Below are 19,086 nucleotides of genomic sequence, written 5' to 3'. Positions count from 1 at the left end.
TGTTAAAAGTAATAGCCAATATTAATATTAAAACGACTGTGCCATTTGGCATCCGGGTTTCCTGCGGCAAGGCCATTTTGCCATTCAGGACCTAACCAGGGTTGGTTTTTTCCTGCTGCCCAATCCACATAAGTAACCAGATTACCTGCGGTAAGCATCATTCCCAATACATTCATTTGCGTATCGGTAGCCCCTTGTTGCGTCTTATCCATGTAGGAATAGTTTTCATAAAAGGTGATCTTGCTTACCGGACCAATTTTCACTGGTTGGGTAAAAGCCACAGATGCGGTATGCAGGTATGCTTTTGTGGCCACATCATAAGTAGAACCATAGGCGCCCAGGTTTACGCTCTGGTTATATTGTGCCGAATCTGCCAGATGGTATTGATAATACATGGATTGCAGTTTCACATTGAACTTTCCAAAAGTCAGGTCGGTGTGTATTGCTGCTGCCCATCTGGAGCCCATATTTCCGGTGGGGATGTTGTAAACACCACCCAGCATTCCAGAAATACCAATTCGTTTATTTTCTGAGAGTAAGTATTCTGTTTTTACATTCCCCTGGTTTACTTCTTTATTTCTGCCGGCAACATCATAAGAATATCGCGAAGGATCGATGCTGGTTTTATCGCCAAAATCTAGCTCCATTGCACTTTTAAAGAAGGCCAAATCATATACCCAGCGGTTGCTGCGTTGATGGAACCTGATTCCCATGGATGCTTTGTCTTCAAAGCCCAGGTAGTAAGGAAGGTTAAAAAACCAGTTGTGAGAGTTATATGTCGTGTTCCCGAAGGGATTCTGAACTAGTCCAATTGCGAGATTGGTACTGTCATTGAAGTTATAGGTTAGATATCCATCTTTTAAAAAGGATCCGCCGGAGGCTTTAGCGTAAAACCGATATTCTGCGTGGAAATCTAGTTTTTTGTGGGAGGCATCTACATTGATTCTGAACATATCAAGTCCGAAATCTCCGCCTCTCTTTACTTGTTCTTTTTTCCAGGAGGAAAGGTTGTAGTTGAACCTTAATGCGCCTCCGATTTTGAGTGTAGGCTTATCTGCCTGTTTTATGGAATCTGCCCTTTTTGCCTGGCCTGCTGTATCTGTCTGTTTTATCGATGCTGCCTGTTTTTCCCGGCCTGCCGTATCTGTCTGTCTGGCCGTATCTGACCTGTTTCCTGGAGCTGCCTTATTTGCCTGGCTTACTCCGGGGACCTGTCTTATCGAATCTGACTGGTTTCCCTGACCTCCCCCGGCCGCCTGATCTGGTCTTAATGAACCTGAGGCAGTATCGGGTAGTATCGGTATGGGGTCCTGGGCCAAAGTTGTCAAAGGGACAATAAAAAATAGTACTAAACAGCCTGTGAGCTGTGTGAGTTTTACCATAATTAGTTATTAATACAAATCAGCTGCATTACCGTTTGTAATAAAATGCTTTAAATAAAACATTAATGAAATCAGGGGGCAATCCCCTTAGACATTGAACAGATTTTCATCTGTTTCTTTTAAAGAAATTGACTAGCAAATTGCGATGAATCCGCTGAGGTTTAAATTAAAAACATGACAAAGGTAAGAAAAATAAGCCTAAAATCAAAGTAAAGGGCCGAATTAGCCCCCCAATACCGGGGATACACCTGACCTCAATATGATAGAAAAGGAGGAATAAAACCTTACTTTTGGGCGGTTAGAAACCAATCTTTATCCCTATGAATTTAACAGCACTGGCCAAACAAATGGCCTTCATTCACGAAATTGACAAACTCAAATATATACAGCGAAAAACACGCCTGTTCAACAGTATGCGTCATGAAAACGATGCAGAACACAGCTGGCACCTCGCCATGATGGCCATGGTTCTTGCTGAACATGCCAATGAAAAAGTAGACGTTCATAAAGTTGTTAAGATGTTGCTCATCCATGATATTGTGGAGATAGATTCGGGAGATATTTTTTTATATGATACCAACGCGAATCACGACAATACTGCCGAAGAGCAGAAGGCTGCAGTGCGGATTTTCGGCCTTTTACCCGATGAACAGGCAGAAGAATTTATTTCACTATGGGAAGAATTCGAAGCCGGAATCACCGCAGAATCGAAGTTTGCCAGGTCCATTGACAGGCTGGAACCAGTGCTCCAAAATGTATCAAATGAAGGTGGAACCTGGAGCGAATTTGAGGTAAAATATGATACAGTGATCCAAAAAACAAATAAAATGAAGGAAGGATCTCAGGTTTTATGGGACCATACCACTAATTTATTTGACGAAAGTGTTCTAAAGGGTATCCTGAAAAAAAATTAGCCTTGAAAAAGATTCTTCCAGTCTTAATCGTTATTGCCATTTTAGGTGGTGGTTATTTCTTTTTTCAAAAAATAACCACTCCTGGTCCCCGCTATACAAGGAAAACACCCTCAGCTAAATTGACAAAGTATCAGGAAGAAATGGAGCGCATCTTGTACTCGACCTTTGAACCGGATCAGTCTTATGCCGATATGCTGATCAAAAACGGTAATACTTTTGATTATGTAAAACTTTACAAAAGAGATCTGATTCATCCCTGCGATTGTCCGGAAAAGACTTATCAGGAATTTCAGGATAGCCTGATGCAACAACCATTGTCTGTAAAAACGCGCTTTGTTTATAATGATGACAACCTGTTACTGGAATCTACGCATTTGAATGATGGTCACCTGACCGCCAGATTGAACTACACCAGGGATGATCATGGGCTCATCCAAAAAATCATGACCAACAATCAGGATGGAAAGTTCCTGACCTGGTTCGTTTATGAGAAAGACCGTTACTACAAAGTCACCCTAAAAGATGGTGTACCAGAAGCTTATGAGACTTTTCTTTTGAACGATCTGAAGCAGTGTATCAGGAGGTTTTCTATAAAATCTGAGCTCCTGTCAGCTATGGACATTAGCTTTAGCTATGACCAATTGGGTCGGGTGGTTAAAGAAACCACAAAGGATTCTGAATTGATCTATGAATACCAGCATGACGAAGATGTTTATACAAAATTTAAGTTTTACAGCTTAAATCCGAGAAAGCTATTCAGTATTAATGAAATGACCTCGGACAATAACCGCCAGTCTCTGGTTGGCAAAACCGCAGCGTTAGCACCTTCATTTAAGTATATCAGGGAAAGAGACGGGGATTGCATTGTCCGCTCTTATGTATATAATGAAAATGATCGCCTGATGAGTACCACATTGGAATCCTGCCCGTAATAAGGCAGGAGCTCCTGCTCCCAACTTTCTTCCTACCTCTTCCCTTACCTCTTGCGACAACCGTTCAGGTAAAGGTTAACCTGTGCTCGATATGAGGTTATAATTACCTGGGATTTGATTGGAGTTTAACAGGTGGTTGGTAGGGCTATGATGGGCTTGATACCCAATCAACATTGGTTTAATATACCGGAGAACTTCTAATAATTATTTAAAAATTATAGGATCATCCCGACTGCATAGTGGATTCTTTTTGGTACCTTCATGAAAGCTTCCCGAACAAACAACCTACTCAAATACAACTCATTAACTCTCTACTATGGCCATCGCTTTAAACGGCCCTCAAGGGCATTTCAATGGAAAAATAGGAAACCTTGTTTTCTATATGTTAAATGGTATTCCGGTGGTCCGGCGTATCGGGCGGGCGGGAAAACCCAGCAAAGCTCAATTATCCAATCATTCTGCCATGGCTGTAACGGCTAAACTGTTGAGGTCCATGAAAGATTTCATTAAATTGGGATATGGTCTGCAGGCAAAAGGAACGCCTCAGAACGCCCATAATCTGGCGACTTCCTATCACAAAAAACATGCTTTAACTGGTGTGTACCCTGATATTAAGGTCGATTACAGTAAAGTATTACTCAGTCAGGGCGTACTTCCCCTTGCGGATGATTTGAAAATAGTGAAGACTGCAACAGGATTAGAAATCAGCTGGAATCCGGCCCATGGAAAAGACGAAAAGTCCTATGACGATAGTGTCATGATTATGCTTTGCCATCCTGAATCTAATTCTGGTCATGAATACCTGAATATTGCGAGAAGATCAGAGGGGAAATGTTTTATAGGATTGGGAGCACGTGATATCAACCAACAAATTGAGGCCTATATCGCTTTCCGGTCTTCTGACGGGGAAAAAATATCTGACAGTGCCTATCTGGGCAATCTGAATGGCCAGGTAGAAAGCCCTGAAGAAAAAATTAACCGGGAAAAATACGAGCAGGTCAAAAAAAGATTTGATCAGGTTGCCGATATTTATAATGGACAGATCAAGGAAAGCCATATCGATAATATGAATAGTAAAGCTTTCCGGCATCTGCGAAAAGAATATCAGGTATTAAAAGAAAAACTCGACAGGACGCCCGGGAAGCCCGGTTAAAGCTACCGGATTTAAGCCCCCCAGGGTGAAATATGCTATATTAATACCGAGAAAATTAAAGCTATAAAAAGATGAAAACAGCAGCGCTTGAAGTAGAATACGTGTATGATGCAGCGGTTTCCGATGTATGGGATGCATTGACTAATAATTCCAGGATGAAAAAATGGTATTTTGACCTTGCTGAATTTAATCCGGAAATCGGTTTTGAGTTTCTATTTTATGGCTCAAAAGATGATACCAGATACCTTCATATCTGTAAAATAACAGCCGTAATTCCAGAAAAAAAACTGAGTTATACCTGGAAATACGACCAGTTTCCCGGCGAATCGACGGTTACCTTTGAGCTGTTTGAAGCCGGAGAGAAAACGCGGTTAAAACTAAGTCATGCTGGATTAGAGAACTTTGCTACTGACAATCCGGATTTCTCCAGAGCATCATTTGAGCAGGGCTGGACGCACATTCTGGGTACATCGTTGAAGAATTATATAGAAAACAGACAAAATAACACCTAATCTCCAGGGTCAGGAAAGGGCATCTATAAATTAAAAGCAATAACTTGCGCCTTCAAATCCTGAAATTTTTATGGCATCATCCAGAAAAGCGGCGTTAAGCTTCATTTTCATCACCATGTTATTGGACGTGATTGGCATTGGGCTGATTATTCCGGTATTCCCTCAATTGATCGAACAGTTGATTCATGGCAATATTAGCGAGGCTTCTCAATGGAGCGGCTTGCTCATGTTTGCTTATGCCATTATGCAATTCATTTGTGCCCCGATTATAGGAAACCTGAGCGACAAATACGGCAGAAGACCGGTACTACTCTTCTCATTATTCGGCTTCGGCATTGATTATATCTTTCTGGCCTTAGCGCCTACGATCTGGTGGTTATTCGTTGGCCGTATCATTGCGGGCATGTTTGGTGCCAGTATGACTACCGCTACCGCTTATATTGCTGACATCAGTACGCCGGAAAACAGGGCACAAAACTTCGGTTTGATTGGTGCTGCATTTGGCTTAGGCTTTGTCATAGGCCCCGCTTTAGGTGGTTTGCTGGGCGAAATCGGTCCCAGAGTTCCATTTATCGCTGCTGCTGCCCTTACTTTTATCAATGTAATTTACGGCTATTTTGTATTGCCGGAATCTTTAGATAAAGCACACCGACGTCCTTTTGAATGGTCAAAAGCCAATCCTATCGGATCCTTACTTTGTCTTAAAAAATATAAAGGCGTTGGCGGCTTAATTGTGGCTTTGATTTTTATTTATATCGCCGGTCAGGCCTTACAGAGTACCTGGACCTTCATTAATATTGAGCGTTTCCAATGGAATACTTTTCTGATTGGTATCTCACTGGCTACTGCCGGAATATTGGTTGCCCTGGTTCAGGGTGGCTTAATCAGGTATACCAGTCCGCGCCTGGGCAATGAAAAAAGTATATACATCGGCCTCGCCTTCTCCGTATTTGGCATGCTGTTATTTGCTTTTGCCAACCAGAGCTGGATGATGTTTGCCTTTCTGGTGCCCTACTGTCTGGGCGGAATTGCTGGTCCGGCGTTACAGGCTACGATTTCCCAGAATGTCCCACAGAACGAGCAGGGGGAGCTGCAAGGCGCTTTAACCAGTCTGATGAGTGCCACCTCTATTGTGGGACCCTTACTGATGACCAATTTATTCGCCTGGTTTACCAGTCCTAAAGCACCCTTTAAATTTTCAGGTGCTCCCTTCCTTGCCGCAGCAGTATTTATGCTGATCAGCTTATGGATTTGCAGGAACACCATGAAAAAAGAATCTTATATCAATAGAAAATAATTGCCCGTTTTTAAGGGTTTATTCTGATCAGTGTAACCGATGGAAAAGTGACACCGGCTATGCTGATCTCTTCCCTTTCCCCTTGCTGAAAGCCATATTGTTCATAAAAAGCAACCATTTCCAGAGCAGCAGAAACTTTCAATGCTTCGTAAGATTTGCAGACGTTCAGGCATTTTTCCATTAGAAATTCCCGCGCCCCGCTTTCTTTATATTGGTCTAGCAGTTCAAAATCTACCAAATGAACCACACGTTTATCTTTCAGCTCTTCGGGGAGAGCTCCGTTTCCACTGAAATAGGCATATCCTGCTGGCTGATCTTCCACATAGACCACGATCAATTGATTAGAAAAGGTATTTAAATTGCTGACGACAGTTGCAGTATTGAATTTATCGTAGAGGTAATTTTCGAGTTGACTGGTATCGAAGACTCCGGCATATTTTTCCTGTCCGCGTTTTTCTCCCAGCATTTGTAATAAGGCTATTCCTTCTTCAGAGGCTATAGTGAACTTCGTTTTTATCTTATTTTCCATGTTAATACCTGTTATGACCTTTAATGATTACTGATCAATCATCGTTCCCGGTTGATCAGTAATCAGGATTAATCGTTATTCCTGATTAATCATTGTCCAGGCTTGATCTTTATTCCGGATCAAACCTTCAATAATGGTCAAAAGTAAGTATTACGGAGCCGGATAAGGGGGTCAGTACCCTTAAACCGATGGGGTACAGATCTTGGCGCCCGCTTTACTCCTCCCTATTCAAATTTCCCGCCAATACCCCTGCCTGCCTCAAAACGTCGACACTCTGCCGGGTATACTTAACCGCAAAAACGATCCTGAAATACTGTTGAAAAGCATTGCTAAAAGAGAAAGTGTGGCCAGGAGTAAAGCGTACCCCGATCTCCTGACAATGGTTATGAAATTTGGCCATATCAATACTCTTATCCAATTTCAGCCAGATGCTATATCCGCCTTTTGGGGTAGAAATAAGTGTTTTATCCGGAAAATTAGTGGAAATCAATTCCATGGTCTGATAGCATTGGCTGGCTAGTTTCATGCGAAAATTACGAATATGACGCTCATAACTGGTTGTCGCTAAAATTTTCAGCATCGTTTCCTGATAAACCGGTGATACGGAACTGCCCAATGCGAATTTGATCTGTTCAGCAACTTTAAAATATCTACCAGTAAACAGCCAGCCCAAACGGATCCCTGAAGCCAGGGTTTTAGAGTAAGAAGAAAAGGTCATAACCAGTCCGCTATCGTCCATTGAACTGATATTTCCTGGTCGGTGATCATGAAAATTAAGATCTCCGTACACATCATTTTCAATGATTGGAATATCTCTCGCAGTAGCGATTTGCAGTAATCTGAGCTTATTTTTATCAGACATCAGAAAGCCCGTCGGATTATGAAAATTTGGCGTCAGCGCAATGGCTTTTATGGGGATATTTTTCAAAGTTTCCTCCAGAAAATTCAGGTCAAAACCTTCAGGATCCAATACCGGGATCTCAACTATTCTAAGTTTCAGGGTTCTTAATACCTGTAACATCGAAAACACACATGGACTTTCTATCGCTACTGCGTCCCCGGGACTGGTTACCGAAGCCAATGCAATATAGAAGGCCTGTAATGCACCGTCGGTAATGATCAATCCTTCAGCATCAAAATTCCCATGGTTTAAGGCGGCACGTTTTGTAATGTGCTCTTTCAAAGGTTCAGAGCCATTAGGCGGGTAATACCTGAGTATTTTGGTCCCTTTTTCTCTAATGACTTCCTGCATATTTCTCAGGATCATTTTCTGAGGAATGAACGTATCATCCGGAGTAGCCACATTAAATTCGCTGGTCCGGTGACGCTGGTTTGGGTCCGGACTGGTGCTGATGGCCTGCAAATTATTTCTAAACAGTTCATCCCTTAAGCGGATCTGGCCGGGGACGGAGATTTGCGAACCGTTATCCCAGCCTTTCGCCAGGACCACATAATAACCAGATTTGGGAATACACTCTACCAGCCCCATAATAATTAAAAGCTCGTAAGCTTTCTGAACCGTACTTAAGCCTGCACTGTATTGCTGTTTCAAGCTCCTGACCGAAGGAAGTTTATGTCCTGGTTTTAACCTTCCTTCGGTAATGTTAAGCGCGATCTCCGCAGAGATCTCTTCATATCTATACTTATTCATTGGAAAACTTAGATACCGAATTTATATATTTTTAACATTTTTCCATTAGCATTGGTTTTGAAAATTTCACTGTTTTATGCGGTTGATAACCGCATCATTTCCAGCCTAAAATGTGAACAACCCCTGTGGATAAAGGGTGGATAACAGGTGGAGAACTATGTGAACAACCTTGTGGATAAAATACTATTTAAAGCTTCCTTCTTTGTCAATCAGCTTAAAATAACCGTCCAGATTAACCCCTAAGGAGGTCTCAAAGGCAGCTTTCAGGTCTTCAGGTTGCGGGTGTTTATTCTTCCAGCGGCTGAAATAATATTGAAAAGCTTTATCCATTTTTTCTCTTCCTACTTCATTTTCGAGGATAAACAGCCATAAAGCGGGTTTCACATAGGAAGCCATGCTGTATTCATCAGAACTGCTGAATTTATCCGAAGGGGTTTCGATAGCCGACTTCATCGGAAGGGAGCCTAAAGCATTGTATATACTGGTTAAAAAATCCTTTTCCGGCATTTTCTTAACGGCTTCAGGAATGGCATCCCCAAAGAGACTATTGCTGCGGTACTTTTCTGCTTCATACCTGAATTGAAAATAACTGTTTAATCCTTCATCCAGCCAGGGATGCTTGCGCTCATTACTGCCCAACATGCTCATAAACCAGTTGTGTCCTACTTCATGCGCAATTACTGCATCTAAGGTTTCTTTTTTAGCATCAGGACTGGTGATCAGCGTGATGGTTGGGTATTCCATTCCGCCACTGGAATTATTGGCCGGGCCCTCTACCACTTGTACTACGGGATATTCATACTCGCCAATCCATTTGCTGTAATGTTTTACGGCATCTTTTGTATAATCGATGCTACTGTTCCACAATGTCTTCTTTTTATCATGGTAATAAGTAAAGGCATCTACTACCTTTCCGGACCCCAGTTGTATGGTGTCGTATTGGATCACAAAATTCTTTGCGGCAAACCAGGCGAAATCAGGCACATTGTCGATTTCATAGCTTAGCTTTTTGATAGCTGATTTATGAATGGACTTATAAAGCGCTGGTTTTCCTGTTCTGTTGGCCGTGTTTTCAGCACCCAGTTTTTTATAAAGGGCCAGTTCGTCCGCGTTTTGCAGTACTCCGGTGGCGCCTACCACATAATCAGCAGGCAAAGTAATGTTCACCTTAAAAGAAGCGTAATCGCTGTAGAACTCTCCCATATCGAGGTATGGGAACTCATGCCAGCCATCTTTATCGAATACAGCAGGTTTTGGATACCACTGACTAATCATAAATTCTCCATCGGCAAAGCCTGATCTGGAGAAATAGGAAGGCAGTTTTACGTTAAAATCAGTGCTGATGTTAACCGAATCTCCAGGTATTAAAGGGCTGGTCAGTTTTACTTTGATGATATCGATGTATTGTGGATTTGGATGGGCTTCCGTAATGGCAGTCTTTCCATTCACCTTGAAATTTAAGCCGTCAATACTGCCGAAGCTGTACTTTTCCATTTTCTTCATTCTGCTGGTATCATTTTTCAATTGATGGAACAAAGCGGTGGACTCCTGCTTATAGGCATTTGGCCAGAGGTGGAACCAGATAAAGTCGAGGGTATCTGGTGAGTTATTTTTATAAACGATGTGTTCTGAACCTTTGAGCGTTTTCGCCTGGTCATTTAAGGCAACATCGATTTTATAACTTACGGCTTGCTGCCAATATTTATCCTGGGCAAAACCGATACTGCTAAAACATACAAAGAGGATTATCAGGTATTTTTTCATTCTTTCAGGGTGTTTTTTAAGGGTTATGGTGCCGGTTAATCAGGCAGCTCAATTTTTTATGGTGTATCTGTTCCTGTTGAATAGATTTACTGTTCTCAGGTGCAAAGATCAAGCCTTTTCTAACGTTATCCTACTTTACAAATGCTACTCAGCTGCTACCGACACCCTAACTTACTTCGTATCAAGTCAATATTAACACAATTTAACATTTACGTTTAATTCTTAAGGATAAAAAATAACTAGATTTAGTATAACCTAAACGCCAACCAGTAAATGTTTCACAAAGAAAGCTATGAGCTCCATGAAAAGTGGTACAATGAGAAGTTTCCGACACCGGAGGCTAAATCAGATTATTTTAAAAGAAGCCGATACGCGGATACCACCAGTATAGGCTACTGGCTACAGCGTCTTTTTTTTGATTGCCTGAATCCGCTTTTGAAAAATAAAGCTCAAAAATGGCTGACTGTTGGTGATGCTTATGGTTTTGATGCCCGATACATTCTCAGCAATGGCAATCAGGCCACCGCTACGGACCTTAACACCGATTTCCTGAGCATTGCCCATCAGGAAGGGATTGTGAATGATTTCCGGTCGGAGAATGCCGAAAAACTCTCTTTTGAAGACAATAGTTATGATTTCGTGCTTTGCAAGGAGTCTTACCATCATTTTCCAAGACCATACTCGGCTTTATATGAAATGATCCGTGTGTGTAAAAAGGGAATTGTGATCATTGAACCACAGGATCCTATTTCCAAAATGCCTTTGTTGTTGTTTATGGTAAATACCTTAAATTCTATTCGGAGTAACCTGGGTTCCAAAGTATGGAAAAACCGGTTTTCTTACGAGCCGGTGGGTAATTTTGTCTATAAGGTATCAGAGCGGGAATTTGAGAAATTTGCTGCCGGACTGAATCTGCCTTTGGTTGCTTTTAAGCGCATCAATCCGAACTTTTATTTCAGCGGTGCGGAAGGAATTACTGCGGACAAGAAGAATAAAAAGTTCAGGTCTATTTACCTTAAAAAATCAATTCTTGACCTGTTATTGAAGTTAAAGATCATTCCCGGACAAGTGTTATCAGCAATTGTTTTCAAGGAATCCCCCACAGCAGAAGAGCTGCAACTACTTAAAAAAGAGGGCTATAAATTACAAAATATTCCAAAAAATCCATACCTTAATTAAGGTTTAACAGGCGAAAATGACATGCCATGAATAGTAACGTACACCTTAGCAGAACTAATCCTGATCATTTAGATTTCAGGAAACTGATTGCACTTTTAGATGAAAACCTGAATGAAAACAATGGGGAGGAAGCGCAGTCCTTTTTCAGGCAGTTCAATAAAACTGATGAGATCAAACATGTGATTATCGCTTATATGGAAGGCATAGCGATAGCTTGTGGCTCCATAAAGGAGTATGACTCCGCCACCATGGAGCTGAAACGTATGTTTGTACACCCCGAGTTTCGAAATACCGGCATCGCCTCAAAAATCCTTGCTCATCTGGAACATTGGGCTCAGGAAATGGGCTATGAAAGGTGTATTCTGGAAACTGGTGAGAAGCAAAAAGAAGCGGTTATTTTGTATCAGAAAAGAGGTTATCAGCTGATCCCGAATTATGGCCAGTATGAAAATGTGGCCGGTAGTATTTGCATGGAGAAAAAACTAAAAAACCTTTCTTCTACCGTTTAGGCAAAGGAAAGGTTTTTCTTATATTCGATGTTGTGGATACTTATTTATCCAGCTGCATTCGTTACTTATGCTTCTGCATTAATTGATTCCCATAACATATCTTTCAATTCCGTTAAGCCTTTTTGAGCTACAGAAGAGATAAATATCGATGGAACGTGTGCAGGAATATCCTTTTTCATTTCTGCCATCAACTCATCATCCAACATATCAGATTTAGTGATTGCTAATAAATGAGGTTTCTGCATCAATTCCGGATTGTAATCTCTCAGTTCTGTTTTAAGAATTTCATATTCTTCAGCAATGGTACGGTGTGTATCTGCTGGTACCATGAATAACAATACTGAGTTTCTTTCGATATGACGAAGGAAACGGAATCCTAATCCTTTACCTTTTGAGGCCCCTTCGATAATTCCAGGGATATCTGCCATTACGAATGACTTGCCGCCACGATAGGCCACAATACCCAGATTTGGCACTAAAGTAGTAAATGGATAATCTGCGATTTCTGGTTTCGCTGCTGACAATACAGACAGCAATGTTGATTTTCCTGCGTTAGGGAAACCTACTAAACCTACATCGGCAAGTACTTTTAATTCCAGTACCATCCATTGCTCTTTACCAGATTCACCTGGTTGAGCGAAACGTGGAGTTTGCAGGGTTGGCGTTTTAAAGTGCCAGTTACCTAATCCACCACGGCCACCTGAAGTAAGGATTTTTGTTTCTCCTTCTTTCGTTACTTCGAAAAGTACTTCACCTGTTTCTGCATCTTTAGCGATGGTTCCCAGGGGTACATCCAGAATTTCATCCTTACCGAATTTACCGGAAGAAGTACCACTTGATCCCGGCTCACCATCCTTAGCGATGATGTGCTTACGATATTTTAAGTGGAGTAAAGTCCAGAATTGTGAGTTTCCTCTTAGTATGATGTGTCCACCGCGTCCACCATCACCACCATCAGGACCACCCGTAGAAGTGCGTATATCACGGTGCAAGTGTGAAGACCCTGCTCCGCCCTTACCTGAGCGACAGCATATTTTAACATAATCTACAAAATTAGAACCTTGCGACATAACCTTCTTTTTTAAAAATAAAAAAGCCGACTTATAAAGTCGGGCTTTTGCGATACTGATTTAATTCAGCATCAAATTTATGATAAATATGCCGGAGTTTCCGGCACATCTTTTTTACTAATACTGATCAACAACCGCACGTAACTCTGTAAAGATCGTATCGATATTACCGATTCCGTTCACTTTACTTAGTTTACCTTGTGCTTCGTAATACGGCAAAACATGAATAGTTTTGCTGAAATACTCGTCGATTCTTTTTTGCAGTTTATCTGCATGATCATCCGCACGACCGCTTTCCAACTGACGTTGAGCGATACGTTTGGTTAATTCTTCCTGATCAACATCTAAAGCGATTACACCTGCAATATTACTGCCTTTGCTCTCTAAGAATTCATCCAATGCAATTGCCTGTGGAACTGTACGTGGAAACCCGTCAAAAATAAAGCCTTTAGCTCCAGGGTTTTTGTCCACTTCTTCTTCCAGCATAGCGATGGTAATCTCATCAGGAACCAATTGTCCGTCTGCGATCAACTCACTTACTTTCTGCCCTAATGGTGATTGATTTTTAATGTGATCCCTAAAAAGGTCACCTGTGGAAATGTGAATCAATTGATACTGGTCGATCAATTTCTGAGATTGAGTGCCTTTGCCTGCACCCGGTGGGCCAAAGAGAACAAAATTAAGCATTTGGTTTGTCTTTAAATTTAGAAAGTCTGCAGCTTTCGCCCGGGACTTTAGTTTCCTATTTAGTGTAATTATTCCTATGATCCCAGCCTTAAATTCTTACCTGGTAAATCCACCCGGCAAACAAAAAGATTTCTAATCATCTGATACTTTCAGTCTTCAAAACCAGCCTATCATTTTGGAGACCATTTCTCGAGGATTCGAGGGTAAAATTGCAGCTTTCCTAAAGAAAGACGGTAAATTTAGCTCGAATTACCTGTTTTAACGTTCAAAACAAGTAAAGTCCTTTTGAGGTTGCAAATATATAATTATTAATTTAGTATAGTTAATTTTTGACAAATTCTTAGCCATGAATCTCCTATTTATGTTAATAACAGCTGTAAACATCGTGTAAATATAACACTATGGTGTTCAGTACCTAAAAAACAGTTTACAAAAAAATTATACGGCTGGTGTTTTTGTCGGAATTAACATCTTTATCCTTGCGGAAAGTAGCACAATAATCAGGGCCATACTACTCCATGCGAGCATCTGCCAGGTAGCTCCTTCCCAGCCTCCGGACTTCCAGGCCAGCAAACCGCCGTAAGTCCCCACCGCAGCCCCGATAAAATAGGTCGTCATGTAGATGGTGTTCAGTCGGCTGTGCGCTTGTTCATCCAGACTGTAAATCCGGGTGAAGTTGGTAATTTGTGTGGCTTGTACGCCGATGTCCAGAAAGAATACGCTGATCACGAGTACGGCTATAGAAAAAGGGAATAATTTAATAAGTATGATACTCCCAATGATCATAGAAACCGTGATCAGCAATGATTTATACACGCTTCCTTTATCCGCCAGTTTCCCAAAGTAAGGGGCTACAAGCGCGCCTCCAATAGCAATCAGGCCAAATAACCCAATAGTTCCGGCATGAAAATTTAATGGCGGGGCACTCAAATGAAAAGTCAGCGTGGTCCAGAAGGAACAGAAAACACCAAAGGTGAAGGCGCCAAGTATCGCTGCTTGCCGGAGGACACGGTACTCTTTAATTAATGATAAGGTGGATTTGAGCAGACTACCATAATTCCCTTTGAATTTTGCCGGTGCTTCGGGCAGGTATAATTTCAATAGCACAGTCATAGTGAGCACCATAACTGCGGAAAGTCCGAATACAGAACGCCAGCCAAACCATTCGGTAAGGAGGCCGGCAATCACCCTTGCCCCTAAAATCCCGACCAGAATCCCACTAAAGACTTTCCCCACTGTTGCCCCACGATTTTCTTTACCTAAAGTCGCAGCCATCGGTAGTATGATCTGTGCCGGAGTAGAAAATAATCCGACAAAAAAACTGAGTACGGAGATTTGCAAAAGTGTATTTGAAAAACTCACTAATACCAGCGTTAAGCACAATAATGAGGCAAGTAGAATGATCAGGTTTTTTCGGTTTACTTTATCGCCCAGAGGCAGCAGAAAGAACATGCCCAGTCCGTATCCCAGCTGTGATATCATGGAGATTTTCCCGATTTCGCTTTCCGAAGCATCCATGGTTATGGCGATTTCTTTAAGAATCGGCTGGTTATAATACACGTTTGCTACTATAATACCTGCGGAAACTGCCATTAAAGGAATCACTCCTACGCGTATCTTTGTATTTTGATTGGGTAACATAATTGATCATTTGATGAATGCCACAAAGCTATTACCCGGACAATTCTATAAATGGTAGATATTCATCTTATACTTGTAAAAAGCAACTGTGAAAAGATTTATTCAGCATGAAGCCTTGTTTGTAAGGCACTTTGAGACGGAAAAATGGCCTTTTCCTTTGCACAACCATGACCACTATGAATTGGTGTTTATTCATTCCGGAAAAGGGATTCATTCCCATAACCAGGTAGATCAGGCTTATTCCGGGAGAAGTTTATTCTTGCTGGCACCACAGGATGCACATATTTTTGAGATCAGTGAACGCACAGAATTCAGTGTATTGAAGTTTAATAACCTGTATCTGGAAGGAGTTTCAAATGAAAAGACTCCGGCAGTCTGGAGGAAGCTGGTAGATCATTTACTGGCCATTGCAGCTACTTATGATACTTGTCTGCTGAAATCTGAGCAGGATATGGAGAAAATCGAGCAGTTGATGCGATTGATTGTCCAGGAATGGGAGGCGAACGCCGGCTTGGGTAATGAGGTGATGTTTCATTTGATACGTGCAGTGTTCAGTATTCTCAAAAGAAATGTGATTGGAAATATCATGACGACTCCTTCTTCCAATGGTGATCTGGTCATTTCAATTATTGAATTCATCCATGCACATATTCATCAGCCGGAATCTTTAAAACTGAATGTTCTGGCGCTACATTTCAACTTTTCCCCGAACTACCTGAGCAGCTTATTTAAGCGACAGGTAAAGGTTTCTATTAAGCAGTATATTGACGATTATAAATACAAACTAATTGAGACACAGCTCAATTCCGGTGGGAAGATTAAAAAAGAAATCAGTAATGAGTTTGGATTTAATGACCTGAGTCATTTCCTGAAGTTTTTGAAAAGGTATGCGAATGCCCGGGAGGAAGTATTGAGCAGGAATGATAATGGTCAAATGATCTCTTAACCGAATTTATTCTGTCTTCTTATCCCATTCCTTTCAATTTTTGTCCGTACCTTCTATAGGCGAAGATCATTTCCAACATGACCGGTAGAGGTAGTTTTAGTATGGGCAGATTATTTTTATTAACATCCTTAGTACTGGCTTTATTCTTTACGGTTCCGGCTTTTCCTCAAGAACAGCACAGGAACCCTGACCGTATTGTGGGTAAATGGATCACTGAAAAAAAGAACCTGATTGTAGAGGTTTATAAACAGAATCATAAATACAAGGCAAAAATAGTCTGGTTCGATGATACTGATAATTTAAGCAGGCCTGCAGAAATGAGAAGAGACGATCAGAATCCTGATCCTGCTTTGAGGCAGCGGAAAATCCTTGGCCTCGAAATCCTTAAATTACTGGAGTTTAACAAGGAGTCCAACAGCTGGGAAGATGGCGTTATTTATGATGCATTGACTGGCAAAGAGTGGAGTTCATATGCTTTTATCACCAATAAAGGCCTGCTAAGGGTTAAAGGCTACTGGCGTTTTAAGATATTTTCTAAAAGTGTGGACTTTATGCCGGTTAAATAATCACCGGATTTTCTGCTTTACGCTTTAATCTGTGAATCCTCTTCAAGAACCCTCTTAAAAAAGAGGAAATCAAACATTTGCAGCATTCAATAGAAAAAGTCCGACAGCATTCAATAAAAATAATAACATATCGAATCCGATGAATGACTATAAGACTAACAGTCCAAAATCTCTTAAATTATAGATTGGTTCTGAGTACCAGAATAATTCAAAATGTTCCATTGATTTCTCAAAATCTGCTTTAATTTCCTGGAAGGTGTAAACCTGAGTATTGGAAGCGGCAATTTTCTGTAAGATGGAAATCAGCCATTCTCCTTCATTTTTATTGGTCTGAATGGTAAAGGTTTCCTTTTTATCATGAAAAGTTAAGACCATTGTCTCCAGAGGCTTATTCTTCTTATACTTTGTAAAGATTTCTGTATCGGGCTTCCCCCCTAGCCAAACCACTTTAGCCGTTGGTTTAGTATTCAGCTTACTTTCTTCTTTTATAGCTTTCTCAATAAAATCTGCGGGAATCTCTGTTTTGGGAATCTTAAAATCAAACCACTCTTGCAGTTTATACTCGAAGCAAATGCCATGCATAAAGTTAAACAGCGATTTCTTTAAGCCGAAACTAAATTTATTATGGTCTATTCCTGTTTTATCGATGTAATTGATGTCATTATTGGCAAAGGTTCCGATAGTTTCTGTTTCCTTGACTACACCAAATTTCTCTGGATACAGGCCTACAGGGCTATGGGCGGTCATTGCAAACTGGTGCCAGAAACCCGATTGTAAAACACCTGCTTCGAACAATTGTCTGACCATTTCCAGACTGTCTACCGTTTCCTGAATAGTTTGTGTTGGATAGCCATACATCAGGTAAGCATGCACCAATATCCCTGCTTCCGTCAGATTCCTGGTCACACGGGCTACTTGTTCAACCGTTACTCCTTTGTCAATTAGTTTCAATAACCTATCCGATGCTACTTCTAAACCACCTGAAACAGCGATACAGCCTGATGCTTTAAGCAGAATGCATAAATCCCTGGTAAAGCTTTTCTCAAAGCGGATGTTTGTCCACCAGGTGACAGATATTTTTCTTCTTAAGATCTCCAGTGCAACTTCCCGCATTAAGGCTGGCGGTGCAGCTTCATCCACAAAGTGAAAGCCATTCTGCCCCGTTTTTTCACTTAACTCTACGATCCGGTCTACAATCAGTTTAGCGGCAACAGGTTCATAGACCTTTATATAATCTAAAGAGATATCACAGAAAGTACATTTCCCCCAATAACAACCATGTGCCATGGTCAGTTTGTTCCAGCGACCGTCGCTCCACATGCGGTGCATTGGGTTTACAATTTCAATCACTGAAATGTATTGATCCAACTTTAGATCGCTATAATCTGGTGTGCCTACATCTGTCTGCTTATAATCGCTTCTTAATGCATCATTTTTATAAACAACCGCTCCATTTTCTAATAGAAAGGTTCTTTTATACAGGTGAAAATCTCCTGGTTTTGTAACCGAATCGTAGATCAGTTCGACTGGTAATTCCCCGTCATCCAGGGAGATATAATCGAAAAACTCAAATACTCTTTTATCAGAAAGGGAACGTAATTCTGTATTAGGAAAACCGCCACCCATTGATATTTTAATCTCAGGATAGTTCCGTTTCACATATTGTGCGCATCGGAAAGCGGCATATAAATTCCCGGGAAAAGGAACAGAGATTAAGAATAACTTAGGTTGAATCAATGCTATTTTTTCTTCCAGAATAGCTATCAGGAGTTTATCCATATAGGTATATTCCTGATTTAAGGCCTCATAAAGTTCATCAAATGAGTTAGCACTTCTGCCTAATCTTTCGGCATAACGACTGAAACCAAAATTCTGGTCAATACATTCAATGATGAAATCCGAGATGTCCTCCAGATATAAAGTAGCCAGATGCTTGCCCTTATCTTGCGTACCCATGCTACCAAATGCCCAATCCAGTTCATCCAACTGCTCAAATCTGGAAGCTTCCGGCAAGAAATCCTCCTGACAAATTTGCAAAGCCAGGGTTGGGTTTTTGCCTTGTAAAAAAGCAATCACCGCGTCAATGGTCTTGATATACTCGTCTTTTAAAGCCAAAATACGCTTTGCATTTAAGCCTTTTGGCTGAGCAGTTTTTTTCCCGGCATGCGCAAAAAGGTCTTCCAGTCCTTTTCTGGAGAACAAGGCCAAAATCACTTCAATACCTAAATCCGCCTGGGTGGAAGAGATATTTTTAGTATTCAAAAAACCTTTGATATAGGCAGTTGCAGGATACGGGGTATTCAGCTGGGTAAAGGGAGGAGTAACAAGGAACAGATCTGTTTTCAAAATGGAAT

At 41.1% G+C, this 19,086-nt stretch carries 17 protein-coding genes; 9 read left to right on the top strand and 8 right to left on the bottom strand.

Annotated features, from left to right (window positions below):
* Positions 1-2: 2 nt before the first annotated feature.
* Positions 3-1,382 carry a hypothetical protein gene (locus tag OQX61_RS08055; RefSeq protein ID WP_265841141.1) on the bottom strand — a complete coding sequence of 460 codons (1,380 nt, stop codon included), beginning with the start codon at positions 1,380-1,382 and terminating at the stop codon, positions 3-5.
* 320 nt (positions 1,383-1,702) lie between these two features.
* Between OQX61_RS08055 and OQX61_RS08050 the strand changes: the two genes are divergently transcribed.
* The 5 genes from OQX61_RS08050 to OQX61_RS08030 all read left to right on the top strand — a co-directional run bounded on the left by OQX61_RS08050 (position 1,703) and on the right by OQX61_RS08030 (position 6,190).
* Complete coding sequence (locus tag OQX61_RS08050; protein ID WP_265841140.1) at positions 1,703-2,296, top strand: HD domain-containing protein; 594 nt, start codon at positions 1,703-1,705, stop codon at positions 2,294-2,296.
* Between the two features lie 2 nt (positions 2,297-2,298).
* Positions 2,299-3,228: a hypothetical protein gene (locus tag OQX61_RS08045; protein WP_265841139.1), complete on the top strand. Its 930-nt coding sequence runs from the start codon at positions 2,299-2,301 to the stop codon at positions 3,226-3,228.
* Positions 3,229-3,544: 316 nt separating this feature from the next.
* Positions 3,545-4,381 (top strand): DUF6266 family protein, encoded by an 837-nt coding sequence (locus OQX61_RS08040; protein ID WP_265841138.1) that lies wholly within the window; start codon positions 3,545-3,547, stop codon positions 4,379-4,381.
* A 71-nt stretch (positions 4,382-4,452) separates the two neighbouring features.
* The gene (locus tag OQX61_RS08035) at positions 4,453-4,893 is read left to right on the top strand and encodes an SRPBCC domain-containing protein (protein WP_265841137.1); all 441 of its coding nucleotides are present in this window, start codon (positions 4,453-4,455) and stop codon (positions 4,891-4,893) included.
* Between the two features lie 70 nt (positions 4,894-4,963).
* Complete coding sequence (locus tag OQX61_RS08030) at positions 4,964-6,190, top strand: TCR/Tet family MFS transporter (protein WP_265841136.1); 1,227 nt, start codon at positions 4,964-4,966, stop codon at positions 6,188-6,190.
* 10 nt (positions 6,191-6,200) lie between these two features.
* Here the strand turns inward: OQX61_RS08030 and OQX61_RS08025 are convergent, their stop codons facing one another.
* The 3 genes from OQX61_RS08025 to OQX61_RS08015 all read right to left on the bottom strand — a co-directional run bounded on the left by OQX61_RS08025 (position 6,201) and on the right by OQX61_RS08015 (position 10,134).
* Positions 6,201-6,719, bottom strand: coding sequence for a GNAT family N-acetyltransferase (locus OQX61_RS08025; RefSeq protein ID WP_265841135.1), 519 nt, complete (start codon positions 6,717-6,719; stop codon positions 6,201-6,203).
* 214 nt (positions 6,720-6,933) lie between these two features.
* On the bottom strand, positions 6,934-8,370 hold the full coding sequence (locus tag OQX61_RS08020; RefSeq protein WP_265841134.1) for a PLP-dependent aminotransferase family protein: 1,437 nt from the start codon (positions 8,368-8,370) through the stop codon (positions 6,934-6,936).
* Positions 8,371-8,553: 183 nt separating this feature from the next.
* Entirely contained in the window at positions 8,554-10,134 is a 1,581-nt protein-coding gene (locus OQX61_RS08015) for a M1 family metallopeptidase (RefSeq protein ID WP_265841132.1), read from the bottom strand.
* Between the two features lie 273 nt (positions 10,135-10,407).
* On the opposite strand from OQX61_RS08015, the gene OQX61_RS08010 reads away from it, so the two are divergent.
* Both OQX61_RS08010 and OQX61_RS08005 read left to right on the top strand, forming a co-directional pair.
* Positions 10,408-11,313 (top strand): class I SAM-dependent methyltransferase, encoded by a 906-nt coding sequence (locus tag OQX61_RS08010; RefSeq protein ID WP_265841131.1) that lies wholly within the window; start codon positions 10,408-10,410, stop codon positions 11,311-11,313.
* 26 nt (positions 11,314-11,339) lie between these two features.
* The gene (locus tag OQX61_RS08005; protein WP_265841130.1) at positions 11,340-11,822 is read left to right on the top strand and encodes a GNAT family N-acetyltransferase; all 483 of its coding nucleotides are present in this window, start codon (positions 11,340-11,342) and stop codon (positions 11,820-11,822) included.
* A 65-nt stretch (positions 11,823-11,887) separates the two neighbouring features.
* Here the strand turns inward: OQX61_RS08005 and obgE are convergent, their stop codons facing one another.
* The 3 genes from obgE to OQX61_RS07990 all read right to left on the bottom strand — a co-directional run bounded on the left by obgE (position 11,888) and on the right by OQX61_RS07990 (position 15,220).
* On the bottom strand, positions 11,888-12,892 hold the full coding sequence (gene obgE / locus OQX61_RS08000) for a GTPase ObgE (RefSeq protein ID WP_265841128.1): 1,005 nt from the start codon (positions 12,890-12,892) through the stop codon (positions 11,888-11,890).
* 117 nt (positions 12,893-13,009) lie between these two features.
* Positions 13,010-13,579 carry an adenylate kinase gene (locus tag OQX61_RS07995; RefSeq protein ID WP_265841127.1) on the bottom strand — a complete coding sequence of 190 codons (570 nt, stop codon included), beginning with the start codon at positions 13,577-13,579 and terminating at the stop codon, positions 13,010-13,012.
* A gap of 438 nt (positions 13,580-14,017) precedes the next feature.
* Entirely contained in the window at positions 14,018-15,220 is a 1,203-nt protein-coding gene (locus OQX61_RS07990; RefSeq protein WP_265841126.1) for an MFS transporter, read from the bottom strand.
* Between the two features lie 88 nt (positions 15,221-15,308).
* Here OQX61_RS07990 and OQX61_RS07985 point away from each other — a divergent pair, with 88 nt between their 5' ends.
* Positions 15,309-16,166: an AraC family transcriptional regulator gene (locus OQX61_RS07985; RefSeq protein WP_265841125.1), complete on the top strand. Its 858-nt coding sequence runs from the start codon at positions 15,309-15,311 to the stop codon at positions 16,164-16,166.
* Positions 16,167-16,267: 101 nt separating this feature from the next.
* Positions 16,268-16,732 carry a DUF2147 domain-containing protein gene (locus tag OQX61_RS07980; RefSeq protein WP_265841124.1) on the top strand — a complete coding sequence of 155 codons (465 nt, stop codon included), beginning with the start codon at positions 16,268-16,270 and terminating at the stop codon, positions 16,730-16,732.
* A 147-nt stretch (positions 16,733-16,879) separates the two neighbouring features.
* Here the strand turns inward: OQX61_RS07980 and OQX61_RS07975 are convergent, their stop codons facing one another.
* Positions 16,880-19,078, bottom strand: coding sequence for a radical SAM protein (locus OQX61_RS07975; protein WP_265841123.1), 2,199 nt, complete (start codon positions 19,076-19,078; stop codon positions 16,880-16,882).
* Between the last annotated feature and the right edge of the window lie 8 nt (positions 19,079-19,086).

The organism is Pedobacter sp. PLR (assembly GCF_026239675.1).
Taxonomy (GTDB): Bacteria; Bacteroidota; Bacteroidia; order Sphingobacteriales; family Sphingobacteriaceae; genus Pedobacter.
This window is presented reverse-complemented; position numbering and strand designations above follow the sequence as displayed.